This window comes from Mycolicibacterium wolinskyi str. Jessa 2025 (assembly GCF_049241375.1).
Taxonomy (GTDB): domain Bacteria; phylum Actinomycetota; class Actinomycetes; order Mycobacteriales; family Mycobacteriaceae; genus Mycobacterium; species Mycobacterium wolinskyi.
The window spans coordinates 5,919,546-5,942,674 of the sequence record NZ_CP185960.1; the positions used below are offsets into that span (position 1 = coordinate 5,919,546).

The 23,129-nt window shown below is 66.5% G+C and carries 25 protein-coding genes; 4 read left to right on the top strand and 21 right to left on the bottom strand.

From position 1 onward, the window contains the following. The first annotated feature begins 8 nt into the window (after positions 1-8). On the top strand, positions 9-674 hold the full coding sequence (locus ACOI2T_RS29345; RefSeq protein WP_409502082.1) for a fasciclin domain-containing protein: 666 nt from the start codon (positions 9-11) through the stop codon (positions 672-674). A gap of 89 nt (positions 675-763) precedes the next feature. Here the strand turns inward: ACOI2T_RS29345 and ACOI2T_RS29350 are convergent, their stop codons facing one another. The 17 genes from ACOI2T_RS29350 to rpsJ all read right to left on the bottom strand — a co-directional run bounded on the left by ACOI2T_RS29350 (position 764) and on the right by rpsJ (position 15,205). Beyond that, positions 764-2,443 (bottom strand): ArnT family glycosyltransferase, encoded by a 1,680-nt coding sequence (locus ACOI2T_RS29350; RefSeq protein ID WP_409502083.1) that lies wholly within the window; start codon positions 2,441-2,443, stop codon positions 764-766. Next, on the bottom strand, positions 2,443-3,927 hold the full coding sequence (locus tag ACOI2T_RS29355) for a glycosyltransferase (protein ID WP_409502360.1): 1,485 nt from the start codon (positions 3,925-3,927) through the stop codon (positions 2,443-2,445). Before ACOI2T_RS29355 ends, ACOI2T_RS29350 begins: the two co-directional genes overlap by 1 nt. Positions 3,928-3,929: 2 nt before the next feature. Further along, positions 3,930-5,456 carry a hypothetical protein gene (locus ACOI2T_RS29360; protein ID WP_409502084.1) on the bottom strand — a complete coding sequence of 509 codons (1,527 nt, stop codon included), beginning with the start codon at positions 5,454-5,456 and terminating at the stop codon, positions 3,930-3,932. A 2-nt stretch (positions 5,457-5,458) separates the two neighbouring features. After that, a complete protein-coding gene (locus ACOI2T_RS29365) occupies positions 5,459-7,369 on the bottom strand; it encodes a cellulose biosynthesis cyclic di-GMP-binding regulatory protein BcsB (protein WP_409502361.1) in 1,911 nt (636 codons plus the stop codon). A 118-nt stretch (positions 7,370-7,487) separates the two neighbouring features. Beyond that, on the bottom strand, positions 7,488-8,996 hold the full coding sequence (locus tag ACOI2T_RS29370) for a phosphatidylglycerol lysyltransferase domain-containing protein (protein WP_421874926.1): 1,509 nt from the start codon (positions 8,994-8,996) through the stop codon (positions 7,488-7,490). Between the two features lie 264 nt (positions 8,997-9,260). Continuing rightward, entirely contained in the window at positions 9,261-9,770 is a 510-nt protein-coding gene (locus ACOI2T_RS29375) for an NUDIX hydrolase (RefSeq protein WP_409502086.1), read from the bottom strand. Between the two features lie 86 nt (positions 9,771-9,856). Beyond that, positions 9,857-10,153, bottom strand: a complete 297-nt coding sequence (gene rpsQ, locus ACOI2T_RS29380; protein WP_067842170.1) for a 30S ribosomal protein S17 — start codon at positions 10,151-10,153, stop codon at positions 9,857-9,859. Next, the gene (gene rpmC, locus ACOI2T_RS29385; protein WP_067842167.1) at positions 10,153-10,386 is read right to left on the bottom strand and encodes a 50S ribosomal protein L29; all 234 of its coding nucleotides are present in this window, start codon (positions 10,384-10,386) and stop codon (positions 10,153-10,155) included. The genes rpsQ and rpmC overlap by 1 nt, the downstream gene beginning before the upstream one ends. Beyond that, positions 10,386-10,802 carry a 50S ribosomal protein L16 gene (gene rplP / locus ACOI2T_RS29390; protein WP_067842164.1) on the bottom strand — a complete coding sequence of 139 codons (417 nt, stop codon included), beginning with the start codon at positions 10,800-10,802 and terminating at the stop codon, positions 10,386-10,388. The genes rpmC and rplP overlap by 1 nt, the downstream gene beginning before the upstream one ends. Before the next feature lie 2 nt (positions 10,803-10,804). Continuing rightward, the gene (gene rpsC / locus ACOI2T_RS29395) at positions 10,805-11,668 is read right to left on the bottom strand and encodes a 30S ribosomal protein S3 (protein WP_067842161.1); all 864 of its coding nucleotides are present in this window, start codon (positions 11,666-11,668) and stop codon (positions 10,805-10,807) included. Further along, positions 11,668-12,132, bottom strand: coding sequence for a 50S ribosomal protein L22 (gene rplV, locus ACOI2T_RS29400; RefSeq protein ID WP_085146516.1), 465 nt, complete (start codon positions 12,130-12,132; stop codon positions 11,668-11,670). The genes rpsC and rplV overlap by 1 nt, the downstream gene beginning before the upstream one ends. Continuing rightward, positions 12,129-12,410 (bottom strand): 30S ribosomal protein S19, encoded by a 282-nt coding sequence (gene rpsS, locus ACOI2T_RS29405; protein WP_003892827.1) that lies wholly within the window; start codon positions 12,408-12,410, stop codon positions 12,129-12,131. The genes rplV and rpsS overlap by 4 nt, the downstream gene beginning before the upstream one ends. 12 nt (positions 12,411-12,422) lie before the next feature. Beyond that, positions 12,423-13,259, bottom strand: a complete 837-nt coding sequence (gene rplB / locus ACOI2T_RS29410) for a 50S ribosomal protein L2 (protein WP_067842155.1) — start codon at positions 13,257-13,259, stop codon at positions 12,423-12,425. A gap of 23 nt (positions 13,260-13,282) precedes the next feature. Then, positions 13,283-13,585: a 50S ribosomal protein L23 gene (rplW, locus tag ACOI2T_RS29415; protein WP_067842152.1), complete on the bottom strand. Its 303-nt coding sequence runs from the start codon at positions 13,583-13,585 to the stop codon at positions 13,283-13,285. Next, positions 13,585-14,232 carry a 50S ribosomal protein L4 gene (gene rplD / locus ACOI2T_RS29420; protein WP_067842139.1) on the bottom strand — a complete coding sequence of 216 codons (648 nt, stop codon included), beginning with the start codon at positions 14,230-14,232 and terminating at the stop codon, positions 13,585-13,587. The genes rplW and rplD overlap by 1 nt, the downstream gene beginning before the upstream one ends. Beyond that, positions 14,232-14,885 (bottom strand): 50S ribosomal protein L3, encoded by a 654-nt coding sequence (gene rplC / locus ACOI2T_RS29425; RefSeq protein ID WP_067842138.1) that lies wholly within the window; start codon positions 14,883-14,885, stop codon positions 14,232-14,234. Before rplC ends, rplD begins: the two co-directional genes overlap by 1 nt. Positions 14,886-14,899: 14 nt before the next feature. After that, positions 14,900-15,205: a 30S ribosomal protein S10 gene (rpsJ, locus tag ACOI2T_RS29430; RefSeq protein WP_003883485.1), complete on the bottom strand. Its 306-nt coding sequence runs from the start codon at positions 15,203-15,205 to the stop codon at positions 14,900-14,902. A gap of 433 nt (positions 15,206-15,638) precedes the next feature. Here rpsJ and ACOI2T_RS29435 point away from each other — a divergent pair, with 433 nt between their 5' ends. After that, positions 15,639-16,112 (top strand): hotdog fold domain-containing protein, encoded by a 474-nt coding sequence (locus ACOI2T_RS29435; RefSeq protein ID WP_085146515.1) that lies wholly within the window; start codon positions 15,639-15,641, stop codon positions 16,110-16,112. On the opposite strand, the gene ACOI2T_RS29440 is transcribed toward ACOI2T_RS29435, so the two are convergent. Both ACOI2T_RS29440 and ACOI2T_RS29445 read right to left on the bottom strand, forming a co-directional pair. Next, entirely contained in the window at positions 16,109-16,462 is a 354-nt protein-coding gene (locus ACOI2T_RS29440; protein ID WP_085146514.1) for a nuclear transport factor 2 family protein, read from the bottom strand. The two genes, ACOI2T_RS29435 and ACOI2T_RS29440, sit on opposite strands and share 4 nt — an antisense overlap. A 4-nt stretch (positions 16,463-16,466) precedes the next feature. After that, positions 16,467-18,059 (bottom strand): carboxylesterase/lipase family protein, encoded by a 1,593-nt coding sequence (locus tag ACOI2T_RS29445; protein ID WP_409502087.1) that lies wholly within the window; start codon positions 18,057-18,059, stop codon positions 16,467-16,469. 117 nt (positions 18,060-18,176) lie between these two features. On the opposite strand from ACOI2T_RS29445, the gene ACOI2T_RS29450 reads away from it, so the two are divergent. After that, positions 18,177-19,427, top strand: a complete 1,251-nt coding sequence (locus ACOI2T_RS29450; protein WP_085146512.1) for a cytochrome P450 — start codon at positions 18,177-18,179, stop codon at positions 19,425-19,427. Here the strand turns inward: ACOI2T_RS29450 and ACOI2T_RS29455 are convergent. After that, positions 19,393-20,058 carry a TetR/AcrR family transcriptional regulator gene (locus tag ACOI2T_RS29455; protein ID WP_409502088.1) on the bottom strand — a complete coding sequence of 222 codons (666 nt, stop codon included), beginning with the start codon at positions 20,056-20,058 and terminating at the stop codon, positions 19,393-19,395. The genes ACOI2T_RS29450 and ACOI2T_RS29455 overlap by 35 nt on opposite strands. Positions 20,059-20,149: 91 nt before the next feature. Between ACOI2T_RS29455 and ACOI2T_RS29460 the strand changes: the two genes are divergently transcribed. Next, positions 20,150-21,724 (top strand): MFS transporter, encoded by a 1,575-nt coding sequence (locus tag ACOI2T_RS29460; RefSeq protein WP_409502089.1) that lies wholly within the window; start codon positions 20,150-20,152, stop codon positions 21,722-21,724. On the opposite strand, the gene mftG is transcribed toward ACOI2T_RS29460, so the two are convergent. After that, positions 21,711-23,129: a mycofactocin dehydrogenase MftG gene (mftG, locus tag ACOI2T_RS29465; RefSeq protein WP_409502090.1), complete on the bottom strand. Its 1,419-nt coding sequence runs from the start codon at positions 23,127-23,129 to the stop codon at positions 21,711-21,713. The two genes, ACOI2T_RS29460 and mftG, sit on opposite strands and share 14 nt — an antisense overlap.

The window sequence follows — 23,129 nt, forward strand, 5'->3', positions numbered from 1 at the left end:
GAGTGGAAATGCGAAACATTCAGAAATCCGCCGGCATGCTGGCCGGGTTCGCCGCGGCAGCCGCGCTGGGCCTGTCAGCCTGCTCGTCGAGTGAGACCGCCAGGCCGGCGCCGCAGGTGGAATCGACCACGAGCGCGGTCGCACCGATGTCGAACGAGCCGGCCGCCCCGGTCGACCCGGCTGCCGACCTCGTCGGGCCCGGGTGTGCGGGCTACGCCGAGCAGGTCCCGTCGGGGCCGGGTTCGGTGACCGGCATGGCCCAGGACCCGGTGACCGTCGCGGCCTCTAACAACCCGCTGCTCACCACCCTGACCTCGGCGGTGTCGGGCAAGCTGAACCCGAACGTGAACCTGGTCGACACCCTCAACGGCGGTGAGTTCACGGTGTTCGCGCCGACCGACGACGCGTTCGCGAAGATCGATCCGGCGACGATCGAATCACTCAAGACCGATTCCGCCACCCTGACGAAAATCCTGACCTACCACGTCGTGCCGGGTCAGGCCAGCCCGGCCAAGGTGGTCGGCAGCCATCCGACCGTGCAGGGCGCGACCGTGAACGTCACCGGCTCGGGCGACGCGCTCAAGGTCAACGACGCGGGTGTGGTGTGCGGCGGTGTGCGCACCGCCAACGCGACCGTCTACCTGATCGACACCGTGCTGATGCCGCCGGCATAAGCGGCCCCCACCTCTACTCGCGAGCAGACGCGTGGGTACCCAAATTCACGGTTTTCGGGTACCCACGCGTCTGCTCGCGCAAGAGGCCGTCAACCAACCGGTTCGTTTACCCGGTACAGACGCCAATCCGGCTGGCCATCACCGTCATTGGGTATCTCCAACTCCAAGGTCGCGACTTCGGCCCCCGTGTCGTAGAGCGTCGGATAACGGAGATTGAGCGCATCGGAGGTGCCGCGGCCGATCGGCGGGACGGCCAGCAGGTACTTGATCCCGTTGCCGCTCGGATCGTTGAGCAACTCCGTGAAATCCGGATCGGACGGGATGATGAACATCCGCGGCCGGCTCGACGCCGCGAGAATGCCGAACCCGTAGACCGTATCGGTGATCACCGAACTGTCCGGCAGATCGAGCGTGTCGAGGTAGTCTGCGATCTTTCGTTCGGTGCCGAACGTGCGCGCGATCCGATGCTCGGTTGCCTTGCGTTCGGTGACGTTGTCCGGGTCTGGCGAGAGCACCGCGCCCAGACCGTATTCCTGTGGTGCGTAATCGGGTTGAGCCATGCCGATGACCGTCACCGGAATACCGATCGCGACGGTCGCGGCAACTGCCACATACCGCGCCGCCGAATGACGCCGGGGTGCTTCGGCACTCACGAGCGGTGCGTACTTGCCGCGGCGCGTCGGTGTGACGAACACTCCGTCGGGAACCGCGAGCATCGCCAGGCACGCCGTCATCGGTATCGCGATGATGAAGAACCGCAGGAACGGGAACGTCGATCCGGCGGCGTAGCTGTAGGCCTGAAACGCCAACACCGCACCGAACATCGCCACCGGCACGATCAGCACCTGCCAGTTCGGTTTGCCCCATCGCTGCATGGTGACCCAGAGCGCCAGCGGGATCAGCGTCGGTGCGAGCAACATGACGCAGATGAGCGCGAACTGCAGCCCATCGGCGAAATTCGGTGCCGTCTGCCCGGATTGCTCGAGTATCGCGGTGTTGCCGTATTGCGAGGTGAACTGTGCGAACGCCTCACCGGTGATCAGCCACCCGGCGGCCGCCCAGCCGAGGAACGCCAGGAAGCCGGGACCGCTCACGATCAACAGATCCAGGAAGGCGCGACGCAAGCGGGGCGGCGGTTTGGCCCGCAGGTACGTGGTGATGCCGACCAGAAATCCGGCGGCGCCGATCGAAGCCGCAGCGTCGTAGCGGGTCAGATACGCCAGCCCCATCGCGATACCGCCTGCCGCGACGAGATGGTGCACGTCGTCGTCGACCATCCACATGATGAGCCGGCGCACCGCCCACGCCATGAAGAAGATGAACGGCGCCTCGCTCATCCCGTTGGAGCCGTAGAAGACGATCATCGGGTTCAGCGCGAACAGCAGCGTGATGGTCACCGAATACGCCCGCGGCAGACCACGATCGATGCCCATGCTCAAGATCTGCACGGCCGCACCCGCCATGAACGCCGCCGACATGATGGTGCCGGAATACGCGTAGGTGGTGATGTGGGGCCACAGCGAGCTGAACGCGATCGCCGGTATCTGCACCATGGCCGCGACGGGGGTGAAGATGAAGCCCAGCGCGGCGAGGTGCGGATCGCGGCTGAACAACACCGATTGCGTGGCCGCGACGCGCGACAGCGTGTCTCCCATGATGAACGCGTGCTGAATCTGCAGCCAGTACCCCACCGCGAGGTACCCGACCAGGAAGGCGAAGAAGATCGCCGCCTTCAGCCGGAAATCCGGCCGTGCGCGTGCAGCAGACATCACGTCGACGCCATCTGCTCGTGCGCGGCCTTGTCCTCGGGACGCTCGGCGAGGCCGTGAAACGTCTTCTCCCAGAACGATGGTTGGCGAATCATCTGATAGCAACCCTTGGCGGCCGCGATGCTCATCATCAACCAGAACAGCGGTACGCTCAGCGCGGCGAACAGCAGATCCGACCGGTCGTCCTCGCGCAGCGCGATCATGTTCATGTACATGACGGTGAAGTTGCCGATGATCATCGCGATGAGCGCCGGGAAATAAATGAGCGCCGGGAACACCTCGCCGACGACGGCCGGCTGGCCCAGGAACCACAGCACCGTGATGAACCAGAACAGCAGGTTGAGCACCGCGATGATCGGGGTGCCCGCCAACACCAGGGTGAAGCGGATGAAGCTGCGCAGCCCGAGAGTCCGGTACAACTTCACCGGCTGCCGGATGTGCACCAGCCAGGTCTGCAGATAGCCCTTGTACCACCGGGACCGCTGCCGGATCCAGTTGATCACATCGCTGTTGGCCTCTTCGAGCGTGTAGGAGTCGATGACCGCGGTGTGAAACCCGTGCGCGGCGATCCGCAAGCCGAGATCGGCATCTTCGGTGACGTTGAACGGATCCCACGCGCCGATCTGCTGCAGCATGTCACGACGCAGATGATTGGACGTGCCGCCCAAGGGAATCGGCGAAGTGCTCACCATCATGCCGGGCAACAGATACCCGAACCACAGTGCGTACTCTGCGGTGAACCACGCGGTCAGCAGATTCTGGTGACCGTTGTGATACACCAATTTCGCCTGCACACACGCCACGTCGTCGGGAAGCTGACGGAACGCCGCCACCACGCGGCGCAACTGCAGCGGCTCCGGCAGATCTTCGGCGTCGAAGATCGTGACGATGTCGCCGGTCGCGAAATGCAGGCCGTAATTGCACGCCTTGGGCTTGGTCCGCGGGTCTGCGGGCGGCACGAGCAGAATCGTGATGACGTCGGATTCCCCGCAGGCCCTGGCCGCGTCGATGGTCACCTGATCGTCGGCCTCCAGCAACAGCAGCACCTGAAGCCGATCTCGCGGATACTCCAGCGAATCCATCGCCCCGATGAGGTCGGCCACGACCTCCGGTTCGTTGTAGGCCGGGACCAGGATCGTGTACGGCGGCAACTCCTCGTCGGGGATCGCACGGGCCGCCTCGTCGCCGATGACGATGGGCCGCGACGCCAGCCCGCGCTTGAAGATCAACACACGGTCGCCCAACGTCAAAAGGTATGCCAGCGTGCATAATCCGATGAGGACCACGGCAGTCTGCATCGGCCGCCATATCCCGAACGCGATCACGACTGCCAGCAGCACCAGCAACGCCGGTTTCTGCCAGCCCATCAACGGCTTCGACGCCGAATGCAGTGGATCGTCTTCGCGCAGGCCGTTGATCGCCCGGTGCAACGCGTAGTCACGTTGTTCAGCGGTCACGGTGTCGGCGTCGAATATCTCGCGCATCGTCACTGTCCGGTCCTCGTCTGCTCGAACTGCTCGGTGACCAACGCGCGGCCGAATTCGGTCAGGAGCTCGGCATCCTTGTACGCCGGTTCACGCTGGACCAACACCGAATTGCCCCGGAACAACACCGTCAGCAGATTGCGCAGCGTTGAGATCAGGCCGCGTTGCGGGTCCGGGAACGGCGCGTCGGGCAGATGATTGTCGACGGCGAAGATGTCGACGATCTGATCCTGATCCTCGTCGCCCCACGCGAATCGCATCACGTCCCACGTCACCAGGAGCCGGTCGTCGATCGCCGACAGAAGGTAGCCGGTCACGCCGTGGCCGAGATCGACGGGCCGCGGCGCACTGAGCCGGGTGCCCGTGGTGTCGTAGAGGACCTGGCCGGGATAGGCGTCGAACGAGAACGGCAACTCGCTGACGATGCTGTCCACCATGACCGTTCGCGGTGCCGCCAGTTTGTCGAATCGTGGGTCGCCGACATCGGCGGTCATGCGCTGCCGCACGAGTATCGCCTCATCGCCGTAGTACCGCGATACGCCGGTATAGGTCTGCTCGCCGGTGATCGACCACCCCGGCGGCTGGGCCAGCCGCCGGCCCGGATCCAGCTCGTAGGGGGCGGCCCGGCTGATCGTCGTCGCGCTGAGCTGCTTCGGCAACGGCATGAAGGCCAGCGCGACCGCGACCGCGACCACCAACGGCACCGCGGACCATATCTGTTTGGCGGCGAGGGGTTCGATCTTGCGGTCCCACAGCCGTTTCGGTTGCCCGCGGCGGGTGTACAGAAACGCCGCGAAACCCACCACGAGGATCGAGGTGAGCGATGGGATCATCTGATAGGCGATCACCGGCGCGTCCGGCCTCACCTTGTCGAATACGAAAAGCACGACGAAGCCGATGACGAATGACGTCAGCGCCCCGACCGCCGCGCGTTTGCGCGTGCGGCCCACCGCGATCGCCGTCGCGGCGGCCGCGATGAACAGTGTCCCGACCCCGGCCGCGAAGTTCCCGCCGCCCAATGTGATCACGACGACCTGGTAGGGCAATGCCGATATCAGTGACAGCAGCACCCATACCCATCCGAAGCGGGCTACCGGGCGCAGGCCGAACAACACGAAGCTGCAGCTGAGCACGAACAGCCACAGCGCCAACAGATCCAGGCGCATCAAGTGGAAGAACTCCGAATACCGCTTGAGCAGGACACCCTGGACCATCAGCGCGAGCCCGAGCCCGATGACGCCGACGATGATGTCGGTCTGCCGGTCATGGATGGGTAGTTCGGTGCGCCGCCGGTAGTTCACTCCCAACGCCGCCAGCAACGCCGCGATCGGAACCATCCAGACGTAGCCGATGAGACCGCCCGCCAACGTGGTCTCGACCAGATTCCGCAGGCTCTCCCGGAATGCCACGACCGTCAGCACCGCGATGAGGGTCCAGCGCAGCACCAGGCGTACGGTGGGAGTGCGCCCGAACCACCATTCCCCCAGGCGATCCCACGGGCCGGGGGCGGTCTGGACCGTCGACGTCACGGCTAGCCTCGAGACCGCCGGCCACGCAGTGCGATCAGCGCCCCGACCAAAACCGTCAGCGCCACCACACCGGCGCTGATACCGAGGAACAACGCCCTACGGTCACCCGTGGCAGCCGCCTCGGGTTCCAGCGCCGCCTGCGTGGTCAGTTCGACCGGGTCACGTCCGGGTATGGCCACCAGCGCGTTGCCGGTCAGGCCTGCCCAGCGTCCGATGTCGGAATCCAGCCACCCCAACAACCGGTCGAGTTCCTGCGGGGCGTCGGTGGACGTCGCGACGAGCACGGTGCGACCGCCGCTGTAGACCGTCTGCAGCGAACCGAAGCCGATCCTCGGGTCCAGCGTGAGCGTGCTCGAATCACCGCTGCCGTCAACGTTTTCGACGCTGATCACGCCGTCGGCGTTCTCGGCAACCGGGAGCGTGATCCGCTGGTCGTTCCACTCGTCGGCGCTCACGATCACCGCGGGATTCGACGAGGCGATCGCGTCATCCCGTGATATGACCGCGGTATCGAACGGCCGTGCGCTCAGGCGCTGCAGGCCCGTCAGGATCAACACCGCGCGTCGCAGATTGTCGAGCCCGTCGTCGATACCGACCTCGACGCGCGGCATCAACGCCTGTGGCAGCGACTGGAATCCGAGCGGAACCGGCGGCTTGGCGAGTTTGCTCTCCACGGGCGTCTCGCCGTCGATCGTGAGCGTGATCGGCTGGAACTCACCGCAGCGGCCCGTGTTTCCCGCCGCGTCGACCTCCACGTCCAGATTCGTGTAGCGCTGTAACAGCCGGTCGGGAACATCGATCCAACGGTCGATCGTTCCGCTCGTCTCGGTTGCCCATCGAGCGATGGTCTGCCCGCCGATGCTGACCACCACCTGACCGGCGATGCTCGCGGGCAGCGGCGTGTACGACCCCTGCAGATGTACGCGCACGCCGTGGACCGAGCGTCCCAGCCTGGTCTGGTCGAGGGGAATCGTCACGCGCGGATTGACCAGCGAGGTGGCATTGACACCGGGCTGGCCGAGCTGGCGGATCGTCGTGAGGTCACCGGGTAGCTGCGGTGTCTTCGAAAGCGGCCCCACAACGGCTTTCGACCGGACGGCCAATTTCGAGATATCGCTGGACAACAATCGCGCCTGATTGGTCAGCTCACCGGCTGACCCCGAGATCACCAGCGCCGGTACTGCATTGGGACCTTGCAGGCTCAGGCCGGGGGCATCGCCCTCGCGTATGACGATCTGGCGTTCGAGCGGCTGGGGCGGGGGCAACGCACCTCCGTCGGTGGCCACGACGTCGACATCAGGGCGTTGCAGTCCGAACTGCGCCACGGTGGCGGTCGCCAGGCGCACGGCGGCGTCAGCTTCGGGCTTGGACGGCTTCGGCGGGACGAACAACGTGAGCTTGCGCAGCACCGGCGGCACGAAATCGGCGATGGCCGTCGGGGGTCGCTCCAGGCCGGTGTAGCGCACATCGACATTGGCCAATCGCAGCGGATTGGTCGGGTCGTACACGCAGTACCCGTCCGGCAGGGTCAGGTAGTCGGTCAGCAAAACCGTGACTGCGTTGTCGACGATCCTGGCCCCCGCGAGCGGAATCGTGATCGGTGACTGATCGGGCGGCAGCGGCACGCGCGAGATCGTGCGGTCCTGCTGCGTGACCTCCAGCGTTCCCCCGCGGGCATTGACCGGCAATTGCACCGTCGCGGTCAGTTCGGCCGGCACCAGCCCAGGTGGCACAGGGATCGTCAGGGTCTGAGACCCCTGTACGCCGTAGAGGGAGATCGTCGGGTCAGCGCCGAGTGTCCGAAGGTTCAGCGTCGGCGAAGTGGCCAGCGAAGGATCTTCGGGCTCGGCATGCGCGACACCGGGCAGCGTGGTTCCGGCAACGACGATCGCAGCGGCCAACAGCGGCATCATCCGTGCAGTCACTCGAAAAAGCCTAGGCCGGGTATCGCTCACACGCCCGTATTCACTGAAATCGTTACCCGCGCTCCGACGTGTGCGGTTGGCCATGTACGTCATCCTCATTTCGTGATCACGGGAACTGTGCGGCCACCAGAGCGCGCCCGAATATGGTGAGAAGTTCCTGGTCCTTGAACACCGGCCTGCGTTCGTCGAGCACGGCGTTGCCCCGGAACAGCAAGGTGATGAGCGTGCGGAGATTCGACACGACGCTGCCGGACGGGGTCGGGAACGGCGCATCCGGTTCATGGTTGTCGACGGCGAATACCGTCACTCGCTGCGCGAGATCGCTGTCGCCCCATGCGAATTGGAGCGAGTTCCACGTGACCAGCAGATCGTCGTCCACGACCGACAACATCAGACCGTGTACACCCATGCCGAGGTCGACCGGGCGCTGGGCACTCAACCGCGCCCCGGTCAGCCCGTACAGCACACGCGCCGGGTAGACCCCGAACGTGAACGGCCGCCGACTGACGATGCTGTCGACCACGACCGTCCTGGGCCGAGACAGTTTGTCCCAGCGCGGGTTTCCGTGATCGGCCCGCATGTACTGACGTACCAGCACGGCATTGTCGCCGTAGAAACGGTGGACCTGCCGGAAATCCTCACGCTCGATCGTCGACCATTCGCCCGGCGCGACCAACGGCTGGCCCGGTGACAGCGCAACGGGACTGGGCCTGCTGATCGGAGCGGTGGTGGTCTGCGTCGGCAGGGCACACAGTGACAGCGCCACCGCGGCCGCCACCACCAAGGGCACACCCGACCAGACCTGCTTGGCCGCGAGCGGTTCCACCTTGCGGTCCAGAATCCGCTTCCGGACGCCGCGCCGGGATGTCAGATACATCGCGACCCCGACCACGCAGATCGCCGTCACCGCCGGTACCTGTTGGTAGGTCAACAACGGCGTGTCCGGAAAGAACGTCCCGATCGCGATGAGCACCGCGAAGCCGACCACCCACGCGCCCAGCGAACCCAGCACGCCGCGCCGAAACGTCCGGCCCACAGCGATACCCGTACCGACCGCGGCGATGAGAAGCGTTGCCGCCCTGGCGGCGAACTTTCCACCGCCGAGCAGGACCACCGCGAGGTAGTACGGAAGCGAGAACGCGAGCGCGAACAGTGCCCATACCCACGTGAACCGGATGACCGGCCGAAGCCCGAAAAGTATTACGCAACAACATAGTACGAACAGCCAGGCGGCGACCAGATCGAGGCGCAGCAGATGGAAGTACAACGCATATCGATCCAGCAGGGCCGCCTGGATCATCAGCGCGAGGCCCAAACCCATGGTGCCGACGATGATGTCGGTCTGCCGGTCGTGGATCGGCAGCTCGGTGCGGTTGCGCCGCGCCACCCCGACCGCGACGAGCGCGGCGACCGACGGCACGGTCCACACGTAACCGCCGATGCCACCCTCTCGCGTCGTGGTGACCAGGCTGCCGAAGCTGGCCCGGAACGCGAAGGCCGTCAGACCGGCGATCAGCGCCCACCGGATCACCAGGCGGTAGGTCGGATGCAGCTCGTAGTACCACTCCAGGAACGTCGCCGGTCTCGATTGGGCGGCCGTGGACGTCGTGGTCATCGCAGTTACACGTGGTGCGCCGGTGTTGACACCGCAGTTAATATGCCGACTTGGACGCTAGCCGCGCAATCGGCGTGAATTCCACGCCATATCCCCACCCTCATGTGCGCGATGTTATGGCAGCGCGGCCGACGAGCAAATCGGAACTCGTTGCGTGCGCACAGTTTCGTTGTGGTGTGTCAGATTCAGCAACACCGCGTTGCCGAGGATTCGTCGCTTACGGTCGGCTTGTGCCCACCGGCCGCGTTGACGGCGAAAGTCGGACTACCGGTGCAACAAATTCGGGATCAGCACTCGGGTGTCGGGCACAAATGGCCAGTCCGGCGCGGCTAGGCGATCGGCGAGTTCGTCGTCGGTCCACCACCAGCCGTCGGCGATCTCGGACGCCTGATGACGGATCGGCCCGTCGTAGGTCACCTGATACGCGAACAGATGACAGCGCATGGGACGTCCCGCCCACTCCCCGTCCCACGCAGCCGAGGCCAGCGGGACGGGATTCAGCCCGGTGATGCCCAGTTCCTCGGCGAGTTCGCGGGTCGCGGCCTGCAGCGGGGACTCCCCGGGGTCGACGACGCCGCCCGCGAGGCAGTCATGCATGCCCGCGAACACCGTCTTGGTGTCCGAACGCCGATGCACGTAGAGGCGCCGGCCATCGGACGAGCGGACCAGCACCCCGGCGCTCGCATGCCACAACCCGTCGGCGTACACCCGCGAACGCGGCGCCGCACCAACCACATTGCCGCCTGCGTCATACACCGCGACCGTCTCGTCCATCACCACATCATCGCCCAGCCTGGAAATGCACAAACCCCCGACACCGCCGTGCGGCGGGTGGGGGTTTGCACATGTGGATGCGAAGGTTACTTCGCGCGCTCGAGCACCTCGACCAGGCGCCACCGCTTGGTGGCGGACAGCGGACGGGTCTCCATGAGCGAGACGCGATCGCCGATGCCGGCATCGCCGTTCTCGTCGTGCGCCTTCACCTTCTTGGTGGTGCGGATGATCTTGCCGTACAGCGGGTGGCTCTTGCGATCCTCCAGCTCCACGACGATCGTCTTCTGCATCTTGTCGCTGACGACGTAGCCGATGGCGGTCTTACGGCGACCGCGCGGCTTCTCCGTCCGCGGAGTGTGCTTGGGGCCCTTCGTTTCTGCCATTACGCTTCCTCACCAACGGGCCCGGATGCCAGACCCAACTCACGTTCACGCAGCACGGTGTAAACCCGTGCAATCTCCTGGCGCACAGTGCGCAGCCGACGATTGTTGGAGAGCTGGCCGGTCGCCATCTGGAAGCGCAGGTTGAACAGCTCTTCCTTGGACTCGCGCAGCTTGTCCTTCAACTCGTCGTCGGTCAGTTCGCGCAGTTCGCCAGGCGTAGTTCCCACTGCCATCAGAACTGCTCCTCTCGGGTCACGATGCGTGCCTTGATCGGCAACTTGTGGATCGCGCGGGTCAGTGCGTCCCTGGCGATCTTCTCGTCGGGGTAGCTCAGCTCGAACAGGATGCGTCCGGGCTTCACGTTCGCGACCCACCACTCCGGCGAACCCTTACCGGAACCCATGCGGGTCTCGGCGGGCTTCTTGGTCAGCGGGCGGTCCGGGAAGATGTTGATCCACACCTTGCCGCCACGCTTGATGTGCCGGTTGATGGCGATACGAGCGGACTCGATCTGCCGGTTGGTGATGTAGGCATGGCCCAGGGCCTGGATGCCGTAGTCACCGAAGCTCACCTGCGTGCCGCCGCTGGCGATGCCACGCTGCTGGGGGTGATGCTGCTTGCGGTGCTTGACCTTGCGGGGAATCAGCATGACTAGCTCTCCGAATTTTCTGTGGTGGTCTCGGCAGCAGTTGCGGCTGCCGCTTCGGTGCCACCCGTCGCTTCTGCGATGGCAGGTGCTGCCGGCGCCTCTTCGGTCGCAGCGCGTCCGGCCTCGGTGCTCGTCGCGGTGGTGCCCGACGAACCGCTGCGGCGCGGACGGGTGCCCGACGGACGCTCACGACGCGGCCGGTCGGCTGCCGGCGCGACAGCGGCGAGCTCACGCTTGCCACCGACGATGTCGCCCTTGTAGATCCAGACCTTCACGCCGATCCGGCCGAAGGTGGTCTTGGCCTCGTACAGGCCGTAGTCGATGTCCGCACGCAGCGTGTGCAGCGGAACCCGACCCTCGCGGTAGAACTCCGAGCGGCTCATCTCAGCACCGCCAAGGCGGCCCGAGCACTGCACCCGGATGCCCTTCACGTTGGGCTGACGCATGGCCGACTGGATCGCCTTGCGCATGGCGCGGCGGAACGCGACACGGTTCGACAGCTGCTCGGCAACACCCTGGGCAACCAGCTGAGCCTGCGACTCAGGGTTCTTCACCTCGAGGATGTTGAGCTGCACCTGCTTGCCGGTCAGCTTCTCCAGATCGGCGCGGATCCGGTCGGCCTCCGTGCCACGGCGGCCGATGACGATGCCGGGACGCGCGGTGTGGATGTCAACGCGAACCCGATCACGGGTGCGCTCGATCTCCACATCGGCGATGCCGGCCCGCTCCAGGCCGGTGGCCAGGAGGCGGCGGATCGCGACGTCTTCCTTGACGTAGTCCTTGTACTGCTTGTCGGCGTACCACCGGGACTTCCAGTCGGTGGTGATACCGAGCCGGAAGCCGTGGGGATTGATCTTCTGGCCCACTACTCCGAGCCTCCCTTCGTCTCGGGCGTGGTGGTCTTCTTCGCGGCTGCCTTGCTGCCCTGAGCACGACGGCTGCGAGCCGACTGGGCGGACGCACCCTTCTGTTTGGGCGGCCGGCTCTCCACGATCACGGTGATATGGCTCGTGCGCTTGCGGATCCGGAACGCACGCCCCTGGGCACGCGGACGGATGCGCTTGGCGGTCGGGCCCTCATCGGCGTAGACGGTGGCAACCACCAGGGTGGACGGATCCAGGCCCTCGTTGTTCTGCGCGTTGGCGGCAGCGCTCGCGATCACCTTGGCGACCGGCTCGCTGGCGGCCTGCGGTGCCCACCGCAGGATGTCGAGGGCTTCCTCGACGCTCTTGCCGCGGACCAGGTCGATGACGCGGCGGGCCTTGCTGGCCGAGACGCGCACGAAGCGCGCCTTCGCCGTCGCTGACGGGTATTCAATCGTGGTTGTCATCGCCGCTTGCTCTTCCGGTCGTCCTTGATGTGACCCTTGAACGTGCGCGTCGGGGCGAACTCGCCCAGCTTGTGCCCGACCATCGCCTCGGTGACGAACACCGGGACATGCTTGCGGCCGTCATGCACCGCAAAGGTGTGCCCGATGAAGTCCGGGATGATGGTGGATCGACGCGACCAGGTCTTGATGACCTGCTTGGTGTTCTTCTCGTTCTGTACGTCGACCTTCTTGAGCAGATGGTCGTCGACGAACGGACCCTTCTTCAGGCTGCGTGGCATCGCTATCTACTCCTAGCGCTTCTTGCCGGTGCGCCGGCGACGGACGATGAGCTTGTCGCTCGGCTTCTTGGGCTTGCGGGTGCGGCCCTCGGGCTTGCCCCACGGGCTCACCGGGTGACGACCACCGGAGGTCTTACCCTCACCACCGCCGTGCGGGTGGTCGACCGGGTTCATCACGACGCCACGAACGGTGGGGCGCTTGCCCTTCCACCGCATACGGCCGGCCTTGCCCCAGTTGATGTTGGCCTGCTCGGCGTTGCCGACCTCGCCGACCGTGGCGCGGCAGCGCACGTCGACGCGGCGGATCTCGCCCGAGGGCATACGCAGCGAGGCGTAGGTGCCTTCCTTACCCAGCAGCTGGATGCTGACGCCGGCCGAGCGGGCCAGCTTGGCACCGCCACCGGGACGCAGCTCCACGGCGTGGATCACGGTGCCTGCGGGGATGTTGCGCAGCGGCAGGTTGTTGCCGGGCTTGATGTCGGCGTTGGCGCCCTGCTCGATCACGTCGCCCTGCTTGAGGCCCTGCGGCGCGATGATGTAGCGCTTCTCGCCGTCCAGGTAGTGCAGCAGCGCGATGTTGGCCGTGCGGTTGGGGTCGTACTCGATGTGCGCGACCTTGGCGTTGACGCCGTCCTTGTCGTGGCGACGGAAGTCGATGACGCGGTAGGCGCGCTTGTGGCCACCACCCTTGTGGCGAGTGGTGATGCGGCCGTGAGCGTTACGACCACCCTTGCCGTGCAGCGGGCGAACCAGCGACTTCTCCGGAGTCGAACGAGTGATCTCGGCGAAATCGGAGACGCTGGCACCGCGACGACCCGGGGTCGTCGGCTTGTACTTGCGAATTGCCATGATTCTCTAGGTCTCTCTGCCGGCTAGGCCGGCGCTCCGAACAGGTCGATGGGCTTGCTGCCGGCAGCCAGCGTGACGATCGCGCGCTTGGTGCTCTTGCGCGTGCCGAAGCCGGTGCGGGTGCGCTTGCGCTTGCCCTGACGGTTGGCGGTGTTCACCGAATCGACCTTGACGCCGAAGATCTTCTCGATGGCGATCTTGATCTGCGTCTTGTTCGAATCCGGGTGCACCACGAACGTGTACACGTTGTCCTCGATCAGCCCGTACGACTTCTCCGAGATGACCGGAGCCAGGATGATGTCGCGGGGGTCTGTAATCGTTGCCATCAGGCCGACACCTCCTCTTTGGTATTCGCGCTGATGTAAGCGTTCAGGGCCTCGACCGAGAACACCACGTCGTCGGCGTTGAGCACGTCGTACGTGTTGAGCTGATCCGGCGAGATCACGTGTACGCCGGGCAGGTTGCGCACGCTCTTGGCGCCCACCTCGTCGGTGCGGCCGATGACAACGAGAACCTTCTTGTTCTCCGTCAGCGAGCCCAGGAACGCCTTCGCGCTCTTGGTCGACGGGGTCTGCCCCTCGATCAGCTCGGTGACCGCGTGGATGCGCTCGTTGCGGGCCCGGTCGGAGAGCGCACCGCGCAGTGCGGCGGCGATCATCTTCTTCGGGGTCCGCTGGCTGTAGTCGCGCGGCTGCGGGCCGTGCACGGTGCCACCACCGGTGAACTGCGGCGCGCGGGTCGAGCCCTGGCGGGCGCGGCCGGTGCCCTTCTGCCGGTACGGCTTCTTGCCGCCGCCGGAGACCTCACCGCGGGTCTTGGTCGCGTGCGTGCCCTGCCGCTTGGCGGCCAACTGCGCGGTGACGACCTGGTGCATCAGCGCGATGTTGGGTTCGACGTCGAACAGCGCGGCGGGCAGCTCGACAGAGCCGTCCTTCTTGCCGGCCGGCGTCTTCACGTCAATTTTGAGAGTCATTACTTCTCGCCTCGCTTGATTGCGCTGCGGACGACCACCAGACCACCGTTGCGTCCGGGGATGGCGCCCTTGATCAACAGCACGCCGTTCTCGGCATCGACCTTGTGCACCTTCAGGTTCTGCGTGGTCACCTTGTCGTTGCCCATACGGCCCGACATGCGGGTGCCCTTGAACACGCGGCCCGGGGTGGCACAGCCACCGATCGAGCCGGGACGGCGGTGCACTGCCTGGGCACCGTGCGCAGCGCCCTGGCCACGGAAGCCGTGCCGCTTCATGGTGCCCGCGAAGCCCTTGCCCTTGCTGGTGCCGGTCACGTCGACGTATGCACCGTCGGCGAAGATCTCGGCGGTCAGCTCCTGGCCGACCTCGTACTCGGCGGCCGCGGCCTCGTCATCGAGCCGCAGCTCGGCGAGATGCCGGCGGGGGTTGACGCCCGCGGCGGCGTACTGGCCGGCGACGGGCTTGTTGACCTTGCGCGGGCTGATCTCGCCATAGGCGAGCTGCACGGCGCTGTAGCCGTCGCGCTCGGTGGTACGGATACGGGTCACCACGTTGGGGCCGGCCTTCACGACCGTCACCGGGACGACTTTGTTGTTCTCGTCGAACACCTGCGTCATGCCCAGCTTGGTGCCCAAAATGCCTTTTCTAGCCATTTTTCTCGGGTCTCCTACTGGATGTTGACGTCGACACTGGCCGGCAGATCGATGCGCATGAGAGCGTCAACGGTCTTGGGCGTCGGGTCGAGGATGTCGATCAGCCGCTTGTGGGTGCGCATCTCGAAGTGCTCCCGCGAGTCCTTGTACTTGTGCGGGGACCGGATAACGCAGTACACGTTCTTCTCGGTCGGCAGCGGCACAGGGCCCACCACACTGGCACCGGTACGGGTGACCGTTTCGACGATCTTGCGCGCCGAGGCGTCAATGGCCTCATGGTCGTAGGCCTTGAGCCTGATGCGGATCTTCTGTCCCGCCACGCTTCTCCTACCTCGCTCCTGCTTCGTACATCGGCCGGCCTTGCACGGATTCCCATGGGAACCCATTCGGGCCTGGTGCCCGGCGCGGTTTGCGCCGAGAATTGCCGCCGCTGTTTACCTGTCTGTGGTCCACCGATCCCCGCGGTCGGGCGTGTCGCCCTCACGCACACTCGTCCGCGTCGGAAAATCCGTCGCGATCGGTGTTGGAACCGGATGCGCCCATTTGGGCGCCGGTCGGATGCCCAGCCAGGTGTGAACCCGGCGCAAGGCAACCCGAATAGTATGCCCTAGATCCTGGCGTGCTCCAAATCCCCGATCGAGCCGCGGTGAACGGGCCGAGCGTGGGCGCTGTGCACGCAAAACCGCTGCCCAGCGTACATAGTTCCCACGCTCGACGTTTCGCCCTATCTTACCGACGAGTAAGGTCGGGGCCGTGACGCAGCAGAGCACCACCTACCGCGCCTGGCAGCAGTTGTCCGGCAAGCCCCTGGGCACGCGCTTGTTCTCGGCCGCGGCCATGGCTCGGGTGCCCTATTTCGCCTCGATCGTCCCGCACGTCGTACGCATGGAACCCGGGCTTGCCGAGGTGAAAGTGCCGAAGTGGTTCTTCATCTACAACCATCTGCACACCGTGCACGCGATCGCGTCGTGCAATGCCGCCGAGATGGCGATGGGGATGCTGATGGAGGCCACCGTGCCCACGACCCACCGCTGGATCCCCAAAGCGATGAACGTGTCCTATCTCGCCAAGGCCACCACGTCGTTGCGGGCCACTGCCACCTTGAGCGCGCCCGATTTCAGCACGATCACCGAAGGCGCCGACATCGTCGTACCCGTCAGCATCACCGACCGCCACGGAGTCGAAGTGGTGCACGCCGACATCACCACCTGGGTCACGCCGGCCTAGTCCAGATAGGTTCCGTGGCCCTCGCGCACCCGGTCGCCGTCGAAGATCAGGACCTCGTTGACCAGTCCACCGCGCTGGTTGCGGTAGTGGATCACCAGAACCGATTCGCCGCGGTAGACGTCGAGCACCTCGAAGTGCAGATCGGGCATACCCGCCAGCGCGGTGGTCCAGTAGCGGCGCAGCGCGTCCTTGCCCCGCACGACCCCGCCGCTGTCGGGAAGTACCCGGGCCGCCACGGGTGAGCTGAACAGCACGTCGTCGTGAAAGTGCGCGAGGACGGCCTCGACGTCGTGCGCATTCCACGCGCGGACCCAGTCATCGGCGAACGTCGCCGCCTCCGGTGTCGGCATCAGCTCACTTCTCCTTCAGGCCGGCCCAGAACGGGCATTGGTGCTGGGCTTCGAATCCGTCCATCATCCGGCTGCCGTCGGGGCGCAGCGACATCCGGGCGCCCGCACCGTCGACGGCAGGCCAGGCCGGTTGGCCGTCGACTGCCGGATTCGTGTTGCGCACGAACGCCGCCCAGTAGTCGATCATCTGCTCCGAGAGCACCCGTTGGGCCGGGTCGAGCGGCGGCGCGCCACCGACGTCGAACAGATAGCGCAACTCCAGCGAGTGGCTCGCTCCGACCGGAAAAGGCAAGTTACGCATGGCCTCTGGAGCCGGCGCACCGCGGTCGTTGAACTCGTATGCGTAGACCGTTCCCGTGCGGGTCAGCTCATCGGCCATCCGGTCGGCCACGCACGAGAACTCGCCGTCGGTCACCGCCGCCGAATACGCCTCGGCCACACCGCCGTAACGGTCCGCCGGGTAGTGCACGCCCACGGCGCCTGCCGCTGGCCCGAACGTCTCGGCCAGTAATCCGGGGTATTCCTCCGGCGTGAACCGCTGCCCCTCGCGCAGGTATCGCAACGCCACGAACAAGGTGAACTCATCGCGGTTGGTGCCGATCAGGATGGGTACCCGTGCCGCCTGCCCCGCAGTGAACGCGGCAATCGGGGCCGCAGGCAGCACCGCGGTGCCGGTGACCGGACCCGTGAGCTCGTCGCTGCCGATATTGAAGTACCACACCGGCTTTCGGAGCTTGTCCACCGGCAGCGCACGCAGGCACGCCGCCGCGGTCGCCGGGTCGGGGCAGCCGGCCTCGGCCGCGTAGTCGATGCTGCGACGCGTCGCGGTCGCCAGATCGGCCTGAGCCTGGCACGGCGCGCTCATCAGGATCGCCGCCCGGAACAGGCCGGCCGAACCGGGCGCGACCAGATGATCGCACACCGACATGCCGCCGGCGGATTCGCCTGCGAGAGTCAGCTTCCGCGGGTCGCCGCCGAATGCGGCGATGTTGTCGCGCACCCATCGCAGCGCCGCCTGCTGATCGGCCAGACCGTAGTTGCCGACGTCCCCGTCCGCGCCGAGCGCGGGATGAGCGAGGAAGCCGAGGGTGCCGAGGCGGTAGTTGACGGTGACGACGACGATGTCACCGCGTGCGGCCAGCCAGCGCGCGTCATAGATCCCGCTGCTGCCGTTGACGAACGCGCCGCCGTGAATCCACACCATCACCGGCCGTTGCTCACCCGAGGCGGGCGGCGTCCACACGTTGAGCGTCAGGCAGTCCTCACCGGCATCTCGTCCCTGCTCGGGGTCGCCGCCGGGGTCCTGGATGCACCGCGGCCCCGGCCTGGTGGCGTCGCGCTCCCCCGGCCAGCCGGCCGCCGGGGCCGGTGCCGCGAACCGCCGCTGCCCGACCGGGGGTGCGGCGTACGGGATTCCGGCGAACAGGCGATGGTCGGAGGCCACGGTTCCGCGCACGGTGCCCGCCGCGGTGTGCACGATCGCCGGGTCCGCGCTCACCGGAGGGGCCGGTACGGTCTCGCTGCCGCCGCTCCCACATCCGGCGAGGATCAGCGTCAATGCCGTGAGCAACGCGATGATCCACCGCCCCGAGCGCATGAGGCACGAGCCTACTGGCAACGGATCGGGCTTTCCTCTTCCACGAGTGGCCCCGGTCACATATGGTGAATTCTTGACACCCGTCAAGTGAATAGCCCCGCACCGGGAGGAGTCCGAATGAGCGCGCCGACGATGGATGACGCCGCCAAAGTCCTGGCCGACCCGACGGCATATGCCGACGACGCGCGACTGCATGCGGCCCTGACCCAGCTCCGCGCCGACAACCCGGTGGCCTGGGTCGACAATCCGCCGTACCGGCCGTTCTGGGCGATCACCAAACACGCCGACATCATGGCCATCGAGCGCGACAACAACCTCTTCATCAGTGCACCCCGCCCCCTGCTGGCGACCGCGGCCGCCGACGACATGGCCAAGGAGCAGCTCGAGGCGGGCATGGGCCTGCGGACACTGATCCACATGGACGACCCGCACCACCGCAAGGTCCGGGCGATCGGCGCGGACTGGTTCCGCCCCAAGGCAATGCGTGACCTCAAGGTACGTGTCGACCAGCTTGCCAAGCGGTACGTCGACCGGATGCGCGAGATCGGCCCCGAATGCGACTTCGTCACCGAGATCGCCGTCCACTTTCCGCTGTACGTCATCATGTCGCTGCTGGGCCTGCCGGAGGAGGACTACTCCCGCATGCACATGCTGACCCAGGAGATGTTCGGCGGCGACGACGAGGAATATCAACGCGGCAAGTCCCTCGAGGACGGGCTGGCGGTCCTGCTCGACTTCTTCGCCTACTTCTCGAAGCTCACCGCATCGCGCCGGGCCAACCCGACCGACGACCTGGCCTCGGCGATCGCCAACGGCCGTATCGACGGCGAGCCGTTGTCCGACGTCGACACCGCGTCGTACTACGTCATCGTCGCCAGCGCCGGCCACGACACCACCAAGGATGCGATCTCCGGCGGGCTGCACGCGCTCATCGAGAACCCGTCCGAACTCGCTCGGCTGCGCGAACAGCCCGAGCTGATGGGCACCGCCGTGGAGGAGATGATCCGGTGGTCCACCCCGGTCAAGGAATTCATGCGGACCGCCACCGCCGACACCACCGTGCGCGGCGTACCGATCGCCGAGGGCGAATCCGTCTATCTCGCATACGTTTCCGGCAACCGTGACGAAGAGGTCTTCGCAGATCCGTTCCGCTTCGACGTCGGCCGTGACCCGAACAAGCACCTCGCGTTCGGATACGGTGTGCACTTCTGCCTGGGCGCGGCCCTGGCCCGCATGGAGATGAACAGCCTGTTCACCGAATTGCTGTCACGGCTCGAGAGCATCGAATTGGCAGGCACCCCTGAGCTTTCCGCGACGACGTTCGTCGGTGGGCTCAAACACCTGCCGATTCGTTATTCGCTTCGCTGACCGCCTGCGCAGGCCTGGGCGACTCAGCCAGGCGGTGGGTGGCCAGGAAGCCGTCCACCGCCGACCGCACACATGCCGAGTAGTCGAACTCCGGCAGCGTGCTGAGCTTGCCCAGCACGATCGGCCCGAGCAGTAGCGCGGCCGCCTGCGTGCGGTCCACCGGTCCCAGTTCGGCCTGGGCGTCGGGGCTGTCGAATATCGCCTCGAACGGCGCCGCGTACTGCTCGGCCACCCGCTCGCGCAGCGTGCGGACCTCTTGACTGTCGGACGCACGCCAGGGCAGCTGCTCCATGTCGCCGCCCAGCGCGAGCCACGACATCGCAGTGATGGTGATGGGCGCCTCGGCGATCAGCTCAGCTTGCGCCTGCACCGTCGCGATCAGCCGGTCACGCAGCGTGCCGCCCTCCGGAGGCATCGGCGCCGCGGGGATGAGCGATCGAAATGCCGCTGCCAGCAAGTCATTTCCGCTCGGGAAATGCCGATACAGCGTGGCCCTCGCCACATTGGCGGCCCGGGTGACCGCATCGACGGTGACCGCACTGGGCCCACCCGATCGCAACAGGGCTGTCGCCGCCTCCAAGAGTCGCGCCCGCGAGCGGGCCGGACGCGGGTCACTGCTGCCCGGGGTCATGGTCCACCACCTCCGCCAAAGAAACAAGACTTACCGTCTCGATACGAGACTGTTAGTCTCAAAACTATCGCCTGACGAAGGAGCGCACAGCATGGCCGACGCTCTCGTCGAGTCAGCCCAGGATATAGATCCGGGCATGGCCGAACTGTCGATCCGACAGCGGTACTGGTTGCTCGCCGTCGCCTGCATGGACGTCTCGATCGTCATCTCCTCGATGGTGGCGCTCAACGCCGCGCTGCCGGACATCGCGCGCCAGACATCGGCCACCCAGGCCCAACTGACGTGGGTGATCGACGGTTACACCCTCGCGCTGGCGTGTCTGCTGCTGCCTGCCGGCGCGATCGGCGACCGGTACGGCCGCCGCGGTGCGTTGCTGACCGGTCTCGTGGTCTTCACCCTCGCGTCGGCAGCACCGCTGATCCTCGACAGCCCGGTCCAACTGATCGTGGCCCGCGCGATCGCCGGCGCGGGCGCGGCCTTCATCATGCCCGCCACGTTGTCATTGCTTACCGCGGCGTTCCCGAAATCCGAACGCAACAAGGCGGTTGGGATCTGGGCCGGCGTCGTCGGATCCGGCGCAATCGTCGGATTTCTCGTGACCGGCGGTCTGCTGCACGTCTGGACCTGGCACTCCATCTTCGTGACGTTCACGCTCGTGGGCGTGGCGATGTTCGTCCTCACGTGCACGGTGCCCTCCTCACGCGATGACAGCGCTGCCCCACTGGACTGGCTGGGCGCCCTCCTTGTCGGAACGGCGGTCGCGGTCTTCGTCTTCGGCGTGGTGGAAGCACCGGCGCGCGGCTGGGCGCACCCCATCGTCTGGGGCTGCATGGCCGGCGGCATCGCGCTGGCCGCGGTCTTCACGCTCGTCGAATTGCGGCACAAACACCCCCTGCTGGACGTGCGCCTGTTCGGCAAGCCGGATTTCGCGACCGGCTCGGCAGGCGTGACGTTCCTGTTCTTCGCGAGCTTCGGCTTCTTCTTCGTGAGCATGCAGTACATCCAACTGGTGATGGGATACAGCGCACTGCAGACGGCATTCGCGTTGTGCCCCTTGGCTGTTCCGGTCCTGGTACTCGGCGCGACCACCCATCTCTACCTACCGCTGCTGGGGTTGCGGCTCGCGGCCGCGGCAGGGCTGCTGTTGATCGCGGTTGGCCTGCTGTGTATGCGACTGCTCGAACTCGACTCGTCCTACTTCGATTTCGCATGGCCCCTGCTGATCGTCAGTACCGGCATCGGATTATGCACGGCACCAACGACTTCGGCGATCATGGGTGCGGTACCCGACGAGAAGCAAGGCGTGGCCTCCGCAGTCAACGACACCACGCGTGAGGTCGGCGCCGCGTTGGGCATCGCCGTCGCCGGATCGATCCTGGCCGCGCAGTACCAGCACGTGTTGGCACCTGCGCTGACGTCGGTTCCCGACGCCGTGCGCGGCCCGGCGCTGAACTCACTGGCCGAAGCCTTGACAGTGTCCGAGCACCTGGGCCCGCAGGGCGCACAGCTTGCCGACCTGGCTCGCACGGCGTTCCTGGACGCGACGAACTCGGCGCAATTGGTCATGGCGGTGGTGCTGACCGTCGCGTCAGTCCTGGTCGGCATCTGGGCCCCCGGGCGCGACGGGCGACAACTGCGATGGGTGCGCCGGCTCAGCTCGCGATGAACTCCGCGGCCCGGTGACCGATCATCGCGATCGTGGCATGCGGACCCCGGCTCGTAATGGACGGCATGATCGACCCGTCGACCACCCACAGCCCCTCGATCCCGTGCACGCGACAGGTCGGGTCGACGACCGCGCCCTGCCCGGTGCCCATCGGGGCCGTGCCGGCCAGATGCTGCGAAGTTGACCACGACATCGGGCCGACTTCCACTGTGTGGCTGACCAATTCGCGAGCCAGCTCCGCGCCGGCCTGCAGCTCCGCGACATCCTCGGCCGCCGTGTCGTAGCGGTGCTCGATGACGGGCAGAGCCAACGGATCGGCCGACGCGAGCCGGACCCGCCCGCGCGAGCGCGGCCGCATGAGGGCGACCCCGAGGTGTGGCAGCTCGGCGGGGTCGTGGCCGGGGCCGTGGACGAGGGCCGAGAAACCGGCGGTGTAGGGCCGGATCTCCACGCCGGCTGCCGTCGTGAGCACGGCCTCCAACGGCGGCAGATCGTGCGTGGGTGTCCACGCGACCGGCAGCACCCACTCCGGATGGTCCACTGTCGCCATGCCGACCGGCAATCCGGCAACGACGGATATGCCGAGCGCCGCCAACTCATCCGGCGGGCCGACACCGGACAGCATCAGTAGCTGGGCCGACCCGATTGCGCCGGCGCACAACACGATTCGACCGGCGCTCAGTATCTCACCGTCAGCGCACTCGGCGCCGATCGCCTGGCCGCCGGCGATGAGCACCCGGCGCACCCGCGTGTCGGACAGTAGCGTCAGATTCGGTCGCTGCAACGCCGGCTGCAGGTACGCCCCGCCCGGGCCCAGTCGGGTGCCGCCGTTGATGTTGAGTGGTACCGCCCCGACGCCTGCGGGCAGCGCGGCCGCCGCGTCCGCACCGTTGAGATCATCGATCCACTCGAACCCGGCCGCGGCCGCCGCATCAACGAAAGACGCTGTGCATCCGTCGAATTCGCGTACGCGGCGGACCTTGATCGGGCCTTCGAGCCCGTGCAGCGGGGTGTCGAAGTCCAGGTCGGTTTCGATCGCGCGGAAATGCGGAAGGACGTCGTCCCAACTCCACCCGGCAACCGCCCACGCGTCGAAGTCGGTCGGTAACCCGCGGCAGAAGTAACCGCCGTTGACCGCTCCGGAGCCACCGACGACCGACCCGCGGATCAGTTCGGTGTGCCGACGCGGCTCCTCGGTCAGCGTCGAGGGATAGTGTCGCACCACCGAGCTCGCGGCCCCGATCGGCAGCCGCACCCCGTCGGTGATCTGCGCTGCGACCCGCGGGTCCGCCGGCGCCGGCCCGGCTTCCACGACGGTCACCCGGCAACCCGGGTCTGCCGAAAGACGTTCGGCCAACACCGATCCGGCGCTTCCGGCGCCAATGATCAATATGTCACTCCGCAA

Coding starts and splice junctions, on each gene's coding strand:
- ACOI2T_RS29450 (WP_085146512.1), top strand. CDS start 18,177: ATGAGCGCGCCGACGATGGATGACGCCGCCAAAGTCCTGGCCGACCCG.
- rplD (WP_067842139.1), bottom strand. CDS start 14,232: ATGACTCTCAAAATTGACGTGAAGACGCCGGCCGGCAAGAAGGACGGC.
- rplW (WP_067842152.1), bottom strand. CDS start 13,585: ATGGCAACGATTACAGACCCCCGCGACATCATCCTGGCTCCGGTCATC.
- rplP (WP_067842164.1), bottom strand. CDS start 10,802: ATGCTGATTCCCCGCAAGGTCAAGCACCGCAAGCAGCATCACCCCCAG.
- ACOI2T_RS29440 (WP_085146514.1), bottom strand. CDS start 16,462: ATGCCGACACCGGAGGCGGCGACGTTCGCCGATGACTGGGTCCGCGCG.
- ACOI2T_RS29365 (WP_409502361.1), bottom strand. CDS start 7,369: ATGATGCCGCTGTTGGCCGCTGCGATCGTCGTTGCCGGAACCACGCTG.
- ACOI2T_RS29350 (WP_409502083.1), bottom strand. CDS start 2,443: ATGTCTGCTGCACGCGCACGGCCGGATTTCCGGCTGAAGGCGGCGATC.
- rplC (WP_067842138.1), bottom strand. CDS start 14,885: ATGGCTAGAAAAGGCATTTTGGGCACCAAGCTGGGCATGACGCAGGTG.
- rplB (WP_067842155.1), bottom strand. CDS start 13,259: ATGGCAATTCGCAAGTACAAGCCGACGACCCCGGGTCGTCGCGGTGCC.
- ACOI2T_RS29460 (WP_409502089.1), top strand. CDS start 20,150: ATGGCCGACGCTCTCGTCGAGTCAGCCCAGGATATAGATCCGGGCATG.
- ACOI2T_RS29375 (WP_409502086.1), bottom strand. CDS start 9,770: ATGGACGAGACGGTCGCGGTGTATGACGCAGGCGGCAATGTGGTTGGT.
- ACOI2T_RS29445 (WP_409502087.1), bottom strand. CDS start 18,059: ATGCGCTCGGGGCGGTGGATCATCGCGTTGCTCACGGCATTGACGCTG.
- rplV (WP_085146516.1), bottom strand. CDS start 12,132: ATGACAACCACGATTGAATACCCGTCAGCGACGGCGAAGGCGCGCTTC.
- ACOI2T_RS29455 (WP_409502088.1), bottom strand. CDS start 20,058: ATGACCCCGGGCAGCAGTGACCCGCGTCCGGCCCGCTCGCGGGCGCGA.
- rpsS (WP_003892827.1), bottom strand. CDS start 12,410: ATGCCACGCAGCCTGAAGAAGGGTCCGTTCGTCGACGACCATCTGCTC.
- ACOI2T_RS29345 (WP_409502082.1), top strand. CDS start 9: ATGCGAAACATTCAGAAATCCGCCGGCATGCTGGCCGGGTTCGCCGCG.
- ACOI2T_RS29355 (WP_409502360.1), bottom strand. CDS start 3,927: ATGCGCGAGATATTCGACGCCGACACCGTGACCGCTGAACAACGTGAC.
- ACOI2T_RS29370 (WP_421874926.1), bottom strand. CDS start 8,996: ATGACCACGACGTCCACGGCCGCCCAATCGAGACCGGCGACGTTCCTG.
- rpsQ (WP_067842170.1), bottom strand. CDS start 10,153: ATGGCAGAAACGAAGGGCCCCAAGCACACTCCGCGGACGGAGAAGCCG.
- rpmC (WP_067842167.1), bottom strand. CDS start 10,386: ATGGCAGTGGGAACTACGCCTGGCGAACTGCGCGAACTGACCGACGAC.